The following is a 6,899-nucleotide window of genomic DNA, read 5'->3' as shown; positions in this document are numbered from 1 at the left end:
AAAACCCGTCATTACTGCGCACTGAATGGACCCGAGGCCTCCAATCCACCCGGACCCGCATCGACTGCGCAGCACTTACCGCCCACAGCCGAAAAACCCGTCATTACTGCGCACTGGATGGACCCGAGCTCGCGAAAACGGAAATTCCCGTGCGGCGGGACCATCGCTGCGCTTTCCAGCGGGAGAGGAGACCACAAATTCTCGGGTCCGATCAACGGGGTAATCTGGCGGAAGTCAGTCGGTCCACCCCAGCCCAGTTCGGGGTGAGCTGTTTTTCAATGAGGAGGAAGCCGGTGTCCGGCGAGAGCAACACGCCACCAGGGAAAATCGACCACGCTGATCGCGTGGATGACGACGGCGGGAAACCGGCCAAGTGGAAGATCGTCGGGCCCGGTCTCGTGGTTGCGGCCACGGGCGTGGGAGCCGCCGACATGGTCGCCACCCTGGTGGCCGGCTCACGCTATGGCTACGGGCTGTTATGGGCCGTGATCCTCGGAGTTCTCCTGAAGATCGTCCTGGTGGAAGGCGCCGGCCGGTTCACCTTGGCCACGGGCTACACCATCTTCGAAGGATGGCGCTCCCTCGGCCGCTGGACCACCTGGTACTTCGGCCCGTACATCATGATCTGGGGATTCGTCTACGGAGCCACGGCGATGTCCTCGGCGGCGCTGCCGCTGGCCGCCCTGTTTCCAGTCTTCCCCCTCTGGGTCTGGGCGATCGTCATGGGGCTGCTCGGGTTCGTGATGGTCTGGTTCGGCCGGTATGCCACGTTCGAGAAGATCACCGCGGCCCTGGTGGGCATCATGTTCGTCACCGTCGTCGGCCTGGCCATCATCGCCGCCCCGAACATCCCGGAAATGCTGACCGGGCTGGTCCCGCTCATCCCCGAGGGCGGCATCCTCTACACGCTGGCGCTCGCCGGCGGTGTCGGCGGCACCATCACCCTGGCCGCCTATGGCTACTGGCTCCGCGAAAAGGGCTGGTACACGCCCAAGTGGATGAAGGTCATGCGGATCGACAATTCGATGGCCTACGTGATGACCGGCATCTTCGTCATTTCCATGCTCATCGTCGGTGCAGAGGTGGTCCGGTCCGCTGGAGTCACCCTGAGCGCGGGCGACGAAGGGCTGCTGGACCTCTCGACCGTGCTGCGCGAGGAGTACGGTGACGTCGTCGGCATAGGTTTCCTCGTCGGTTTCTGGGCGGCTTCGTTCTCCTCGATCATCGGCGTCTGGAACGGTGTCTCCCTCATGTTCGCCGACTTCTGGGGCAACATGCGCGGCAAGGAATCCGGCCACCCCGACACCCGGGTGGGCGGAAAGTACTTCAAGTTGTACGTGCTCTGGCTGACCTTCCCCCCGATGATCCTGTTCGCACTGGGGCAGCCCATCGGCCTCATCCTTGCCTACGGGGTTCTGGGATCACTCTTCATGCCCTTCCTGGCGGTCACCCTGCTGGGCCTGCTCAACGGCAAACGGATCCCGAAGAAGTACGCGAACAAGCTGCACACCAACATCGTGCTGGCCATCGTCGCGCTGCTGTTCGTCGTGCTGGGCATCAACCAGCTCGTGGGTGCTGTGGAACCGCTCTTCGGCGGGTAGTAGCGCGAAAGAACCGGCGTCGCCATCGAAATTCCCTGAGGTCATTTGGCGACCCACCCGGACTCACGGTGGGCGGGCCGTTAAAGTGGATACGTCGAACGCTTTCCCAACGCTCCAGCATCATTGAGGTAGGGCACCATGCCGAACGAATCCGCAGCAGACCCGCAGGACAAGGCGCCACACGAGGCGCCGCCTGTGTCCCGGAACGAAACCACGTCCAGTGAAAGAGCCGAAGCGGAGGATGCGCTCGAGGAGCTCGCGGACGCACCAGCCCTGGAGGAGGACGACGACAGCCTGGTCGATCCCGAAAGCAGCTGACGCCGCATCAGGACGCGCCTCTCCCGCCGCGTCCCCCCGTATTCCGCGCTCCCGGCTTCAGGCTCCACCGCGCGAGAACGGCCGCGGCGACCATGAGCAGCGCCGCGATACCGGAAGTCAGGGTGACCCCGCTGTCGAAGGCGTGAAAAGCCGAGTCCAGCAGGGCCGAGGCGCTCGCCGTCGGCAGTTCCGCCGCCGTCGCCACCGCTCCTCCGAGCGTCTCGGTGGACGCCCCGGCCTGCTCCGGCGTGAGGGCCTCCGGCAGTGAGAGGTTGCCCTGGTAGGAGGAGAGCAGGATGCTGCCGAGGATCGCCGTCCCGAACACCGACCCCACCTCGTACGCGGTCTCGGACACCGCCGAGGCCGAGCCTGCCTTGGCGGCGGGCACGGTGGACAGGATCAGGTCGTTCGACACGGTCTCCGAGGCACCCACCCCGATGCCGAGCAGCACGAACGCTCCCAGCAGCTGGATCGCAGAGCTTCCCTGGTCGGCCAGGAGACCCTGCAGGGCGAGGAAGCTGTAGGCGGCTGCCGAGAAGAGCAGGGCGACCGGGACCACGATGTGGGGCGGAACGCGCTTGACCACGGGGACGACACCCAGGCCCGCGACGATCGTCATTCCGAGCCCCGGCAGCAGGATCATCCCGGCGTCGAGCGGGCTGAGACCGAGGACCAGTTGCAGATGCTGCGAGACGAAGAAGAGAAATCCCACGAGTGCGAAGATGGCCAGCAGGTTCACGAGCACCGCCCCGGTGAACGCGCGGACGGTGAAGAGCCGCACGTCGAGCATCGGATCGGGCCGCCGGAGCTGTCGCACCACGAAGACGCTACCGGCGGCGAGGCCCAGCACGACGGCGGTGACGGTCACCAGCGCGGGCCCGTCCTTCGCGAGGTTCTTGATGGCGAACACCACGGGAAGCATGGTGATGATGGAGAGGACGATGCTCGGGTAGTCCACCCGGCCCGGCCGGGGATCGCGGGACTCCGGCACGAAAGCCGGGGTCAGTCCGAGCATCAGGACCAGGACCGGCACGGCGAGAAGGAACACGGAGCCCCACCAGAAGTGCTCCAGCAGGACGCCGCCCAGCAGCGGTCCGAGGGCAGCGCCCGCGGAAAATCCTGCAGCCCAAACGGCGATGGCGAGCCGGCGTTGGTCCCGGTCGGAGAAGATGTTCCGGATCAGGGACAGCGTCGACGGCATGAGCATCGCGCCGAACACGCCGAGCCCCACGCGGCACGCCACCAGGAAGCCGGCCGTCGGGGCGAAGGCTGCAGCGATGGAGAAGAGGGCAAAGCCGCCCGCACCGATCATGAGCAGCCGCCGCCGTCCGAAGCGGTCACCGAAACTGCCCATGGCCACCAGAAGCCCCGCAAGTACCAGGGGGTAGCTGTCGATGATCCACAGCAGGGTGGTGCCGCTGGGTGCGAGGTCCCGCGAGATTGCCGGCAGTGCGAAGCTGAGCACGGTGTTGTCGACGGCGACGAGCAGGACGGGCAGCATCAGGACGGCGAGCGCTACCCATTCCCGTGCGCGGGCCCGCTGGAGAGAAGGAACGGCCGTTTCGACTCCGGACGGGGCGAGGGGGTGCTGGGGCGAGAACGTCATGCACCTAAACTATACCGTCCAGCCGGTACAGTACAACTAGTGTGACCACTACCATGGGAGGATGGCCAGTTCCCGAGAGCGCATCCTTGACAGCTTCGAGGACACCCTGATCCGCGACGGGGAACGTGCGGCCACCATGGACGCCGTGGCAGCAGCAGCCGAAGTCTCCAAGGGCGGGCTGCTTTATCATTTCCCGTCGAAGGAAGCACTGGTCGAGGCGCTCGCAGCGAGGCTCCTTGCCCTCGCCGAATCCGACCGGTCGCAGATGGTCGCCGATCCGGAAGGGCCCGGGCGCTATTATGTGCGGACCTCGGTCTATGAGGACAGCTCCCTGGACCGGGCGCTGGTGTCGATGGCGCGCCTGGCCCAGCAGGGCCACCCCACGGCGCGGGCAAGCCTGGCACAGATCCAGGACCTCTGGCTGGCGGCGCTCGAGAACGGCCTCGGGAATCGGACCGCCGCCCAGGCCGTCAAGCTCCTGGGGGACGGCATGTACTACGACGCAGCGTTCTTTTCGGGCGACGGTTCCCCACGCCACTCCGCCGCAGACCTGAAGGAGCTACTCGACGTGGTGGACCTGATCGTGGCCAGTTACGGATCACCGGCCGAGGGAGAACTTGGTGTTTAAGGGCTTCAAGAACTTCATCCTGCGCGGAAACGTGATCGAACTGTCGATTGCCGTCGTCATCGGCGCAGCGTTCACTGCCCTGGTCGGCGCCTTCACCCAGAACATCGTCCAGCCGCTCATCGCAGCGGCTGGGGGAGTGGATGCCGAGGGCTTCGGGTTCCGCATCTGGGCAGGCAATCCAGCCACGTTCGTCGACATCGGCGCCGTCCTCACCGCCGCCGTGACCTTCCTGATCACCGCTGCCGTGGTGTATTTCGTCTTCGTACTGCCGATGAACCGAGCCAATGCCCACACCAAGGCACGGCTGAGTGCCGAGGAACCCGAGGAGATCCCGGTGCCCGTCGACACCGCGCTCCTGACCGAGATGCGGGATCTCCTGAGGCAGCTCGCGCAGCAGGAGGGGCGGGGTCAGGGCGGCCGGAACTAGCCGGCAACGTCGCAGGCGGCGGGCCGCCGCTGCGTGGGTGCTGCCGCTGTAGCCGGCACTTCCATGCTGGGGCTTGACGGACGCAACCTGCAGAAAGCATTATATCCATTATGGATACATCGATGGTGGATATGTTCCTGAAGGGACCGGGCCATGGGTAGGGCAAGCACCTTCACCACCGGAGACCTGACCGACACGGGAGTCTACGTGCTGCTCTCCCTGCTGGAACCACGTCACGGCTACGCGATCGGCCAGTTCGTTGCCGAAACGACAGACGGGGCGGTGGTTCTCGGTCCGGCCACTCTGTACACCACCCTGAGGAAACTCACCGAAGCGCACCTCATCGAGGAAATCGGTTCCTCGGACACCCGACGCGTCTACCACCTGACACGCGGTGGACGCGAGGTTCTGGAGCGCAACATCGACCGGAGACGACGGCTGGTCGGTCTCGCCACAACTCTGATGGAGGCACGATGACGACACGCAGGATGGGGCATGGCTTGGCGATCCGCCCCGAGAAGGACCTCGACCTGTTCCGTACCATGGCGCACCGGGGCCAGCGGCTGACCGGCTTCGATGCACTCGGACGATGGCGTTTCGAAGACGCCGCACCCGAGGACGCCGACTTCGCGTACACGGTGGAGCCGGCCCCGCCCGCCGACTACTACGAGATGTTCACCGCCGCAGGTTGGGAGACCGTCCTCGCAAGGCCCGGCATGCAGATCTTCAAAGCCGCGCCGGGCACTGTGCCCATCTACTCCGACCCCTCGAGCGCCCGGGATGCACTGCGCAAGAGCGCCGTCCGATTCGCCGGGTATACGCTCGCCGCACTTCTGGCGTTCCTCCTGGCAGGCCTCCTGATCAGAAGCACCGATTTCCCCGTGCCCGTCGACGTCGTCCTACTGATCATCACGATCGTCCCCCTGGTGTACACCGCCCTTCCGCTCGCCGGGGTGCTGCGCCAGCTACGAACGGCCAGACGACCCGACACGGCGTGAGGACGCGGGTCCGCGCGGCGATGGTACGCACGTCTGGAAACGTCGCCCCAGCTGCTCACTCCGACGGCGTCGTCACGCGTCGATTCTGAAATCCGCGTGCAGCTTCGCCGGGGGAGGTCCCTGCAGCATTTCGGGCAGAATTCCATGAATTTCGGCGATTCTTCCGCGGAACCATTCATCGAAGGGATCCTCGGACGTGGCGGCCATGCTCAGGGCCTTTCCGATGTCTTCGCCCTCCTGGAAGATGCAGGCGAACTCACCCGCCGGGGTGGCCATATAGCTGGTGACCTCCCGCACGATTCCCATCCGCCGCCGGGAACGTTGGTATTCCTCCCGTCGGGAAGAACGTAGCTCCACGCCGACCTCGTTGAAAGCATCGAGTTTGCCGGGAAGGATTGGTGCGAACCAGGTGAGGCATTCCATGACTGTTCCTTGGTGCTATTTCTTCAATGAGGCAGAGGGAAAATTCTTCCATTTACGGCGGAAACGGGTTTCCGCTTTCAGTGCTGCAGATTGTTCCAGTGCGTGCAGTCTGCCGTAGCTGAATCCGTTCTCACCCTGCTGGAAGGCCTCCGCGCCGAGGCGGCGCAGCAGGTCCCGGGTCACCACGCTGTCCTGGTGGTCGCCGAGAATCTTCTGGATCCCGTGGGCAGCGGTGGCCAGGCGGGCAGCTTCCTTCGGGTTGATGGGGGCTGCTGCTTCAGCGGCATACCGCAGGCGCTTGGCGTCTTTCCGTGCTTCGTGCAGGCTGGGGTTTCGGCTGATCCCGGCGGGCTGATTCCGTGCTTCCCGGACTGCGGTCCGCAACCTGCTGGCGTCCCGCGTGAGTAGTTCGGGGATGACCTTACGCGCGGGTTTGAACGCCGGCGGCGCCAAGGGTGGACCGGCCAGCACCGACTCCAGTGCGTCGAGCAGGGCGAAGTAGCGCCGTCCGTCAAGTGTCTCCACCACGTCGGCGTGGGCCTCCCGGTAGGTCCCGCCGAGTTCGAGATCAAGCCTACGGGCAACGGGACCCAGGACCAGTTCGGCCGGTTCCTTCGCGATCATGCCCCTGAGTCGCTCATGCATGACTTCGGCGTCCCGGGCTTCGCCGAGAACGCCCGCCAGCCACTTCAGCTCATCCCGCAGGAAGGCCACCAGATCAGCGTCGTCGAGCAGGCTGCGGTAGGTCGCCAGCACCGAGCGGAGGCGCCGCGTGGCGACTCTCATATGATGAACTGCATTTTCGGCATCCAGCCTCACATCCGGGTCCGAGTCCTTGAGCGCCAGGACCTGCTCGCTGAGGTAGGCGAGCAGAACCTCGCCGGCGGGCCCCTTCGGC

The 6,899-nt window shown here is 65.4% G+C and carries 9 protein-coding genes; 6 read left to right on the top strand and 3 right to left on the bottom strand.

The features are described 5' to 3' along the window. Positions 1-326 precede the first annotated feature (326 nt). Positions 327-1,601, top strand: coding sequence for an Nramp family divalent metal transporter (locus Y704_RS0106125; protein ID WP_253904246.1), 1,275 nt, complete (start codon positions 327-329; stop codon positions 1,599-1,601). A gap of 138 nt (positions 1,602-1,739) precedes the next feature. Beyond that, entirely contained in the window at positions 1,740-1,919 is a 180-nt protein-coding gene (locus Y704_RS0106120; protein WP_026549462.1) for a hypothetical protein, read from the top strand. Positions 1,920-1,926: 7 nt separating this feature from the next. Here the strand turns inward: Y704_RS0106120 and Y704_RS0106115 are convergent, their stop codons facing one another. Then, positions 1,927-3,525 (bottom strand): MFS transporter, encoded by a 1,599-nt coding sequence (locus Y704_RS0106115; protein WP_026549461.1) that lies wholly within the window; start codon positions 3,523-3,525, stop codon positions 1,927-1,929. A gap of 61 nt (positions 3,526-3,586) precedes the next feature. Here Y704_RS0106115 and Y704_RS19335 point away from each other — a divergent pair, with 61 nt between their 5' ends. The 4 genes from Y704_RS19335 to Y704_RS19330 all read left to right on the top strand — a co-directional run bounded on the left by Y704_RS19335 (position 3,587) and on the right by Y704_RS19330 (position 5,578). Continuing rightward, on the top strand, positions 3,587-4,153 hold the full coding sequence (locus Y704_RS19335; RefSeq protein WP_051476747.1) for a TetR family transcriptional regulator: 567 nt from the start codon (positions 3,587-3,589) through the stop codon (positions 4,151-4,153). Continuing rightward, positions 4,146-4,580 carry a large conductance mechanosensitive channel protein MscL gene (mscL, locus tag Y704_RS0106105; RefSeq protein WP_026549460.1) on the top strand — a complete coding sequence of 145 codons (435 nt, stop codon included), beginning with the start codon at positions 4,146-4,148 and terminating at the stop codon, positions 4,578-4,580. The genes Y704_RS19335 and mscL overlap by 8 nt, the downstream gene beginning before the upstream one ends. Before the next feature lie 153 nt (positions 4,581-4,733). After that, positions 4,734-5,057, top strand: coding sequence for a PadR family transcriptional regulator (locus Y704_RS0106100; protein ID WP_026549459.1), 324 nt, complete (start codon positions 4,734-4,736; stop codon positions 5,055-5,057). Beyond that, positions 5,054-5,578 (top strand): DUF2812 domain-containing protein, encoded by a 525-nt coding sequence (locus tag Y704_RS19330; protein ID WP_081747433.1) that lies wholly within the window; start codon positions 5,054-5,056, stop codon positions 5,576-5,578. The genes Y704_RS0106100 and Y704_RS19330 overlap by 4 nt, the downstream gene beginning before the upstream one ends. Before the next feature lie 72 nt (positions 5,579-5,650). On the opposite strand, the gene Y704_RS0106090 is transcribed toward Y704_RS19330, so the two are convergent. Both Y704_RS0106090 and Y704_RS19325 read right to left on the bottom strand, forming a co-directional pair. Then, a complete protein-coding gene (locus tag Y704_RS0106090; protein WP_026549458.1) occupies positions 5,651-6,001 on the bottom strand; it encodes a hypothetical protein in 351 nt (116 codons plus the stop codon). A gap of 15 nt (positions 6,002-6,016) precedes the next feature. Then, a partial coding sequence (locus Y704_RS19325) for a CHAD domain-containing protein (protein WP_162149373.1) occupies positions 6,017-6,899 on the bottom strand: 883 nt, incomplete at its 5' end.

This window comes from Arthrobacter sp. Br18, assembly GCF_000520555.1.
Classification (GTDB): domain Bacteria; phylum Actinomycetota; class Actinomycetes; order Actinomycetales; family Micrococcaceae; genus Arthrobacter_D.
Note: the sequence above shows the minus strand (reverse complement) of the source record. Positions and strands in the feature narration are given on the sequence as shown.

Bases quoted from the DNA above. Each gene is read 5' to 3' on its own strand.
- Y704_RS0106115 (WP_026549461.1), bottom strand. From the start codon at position 3,525: ATGACGTTCTCGCCCCAGCACCCCCTCGCCCCGTCCGGAGTCGAAACG.
- Y704_RS0106090 (WP_026549458.1), bottom strand. From the start codon at position 6,001: ATGGAATGCCTCACCTGGTTCGCACCAATCCTTCCCGGCAAACTCGAT.
- Y704_RS19330 (WP_081747433.1), top strand. From the start codon at position 5,054: ATGACGACACGCAGGATGGGGCATGGCTTGGCGATCCGCCCCGAGAAG.
- Y704_RS19335 (WP_051476747.1), top strand. From the start codon at position 3,587: ATGGCCAGTTCCCGAGAGCGCATCCTTGACAGCTTCGAGGACACCCTG.
- Y704_RS0106100 (WP_026549459.1), top strand. From the start codon at position 4,734: ATGGGTAGGGCAAGCACCTTCACCACCGGAGACCTGACCGACACGGGA.
- Y704_RS0106120 (WP_026549462.1), top strand. From the start codon at position 1,740: ATGCCGAACGAATCCGCAGCAGACCCGCAGGACAAGGCGCCACACGAG.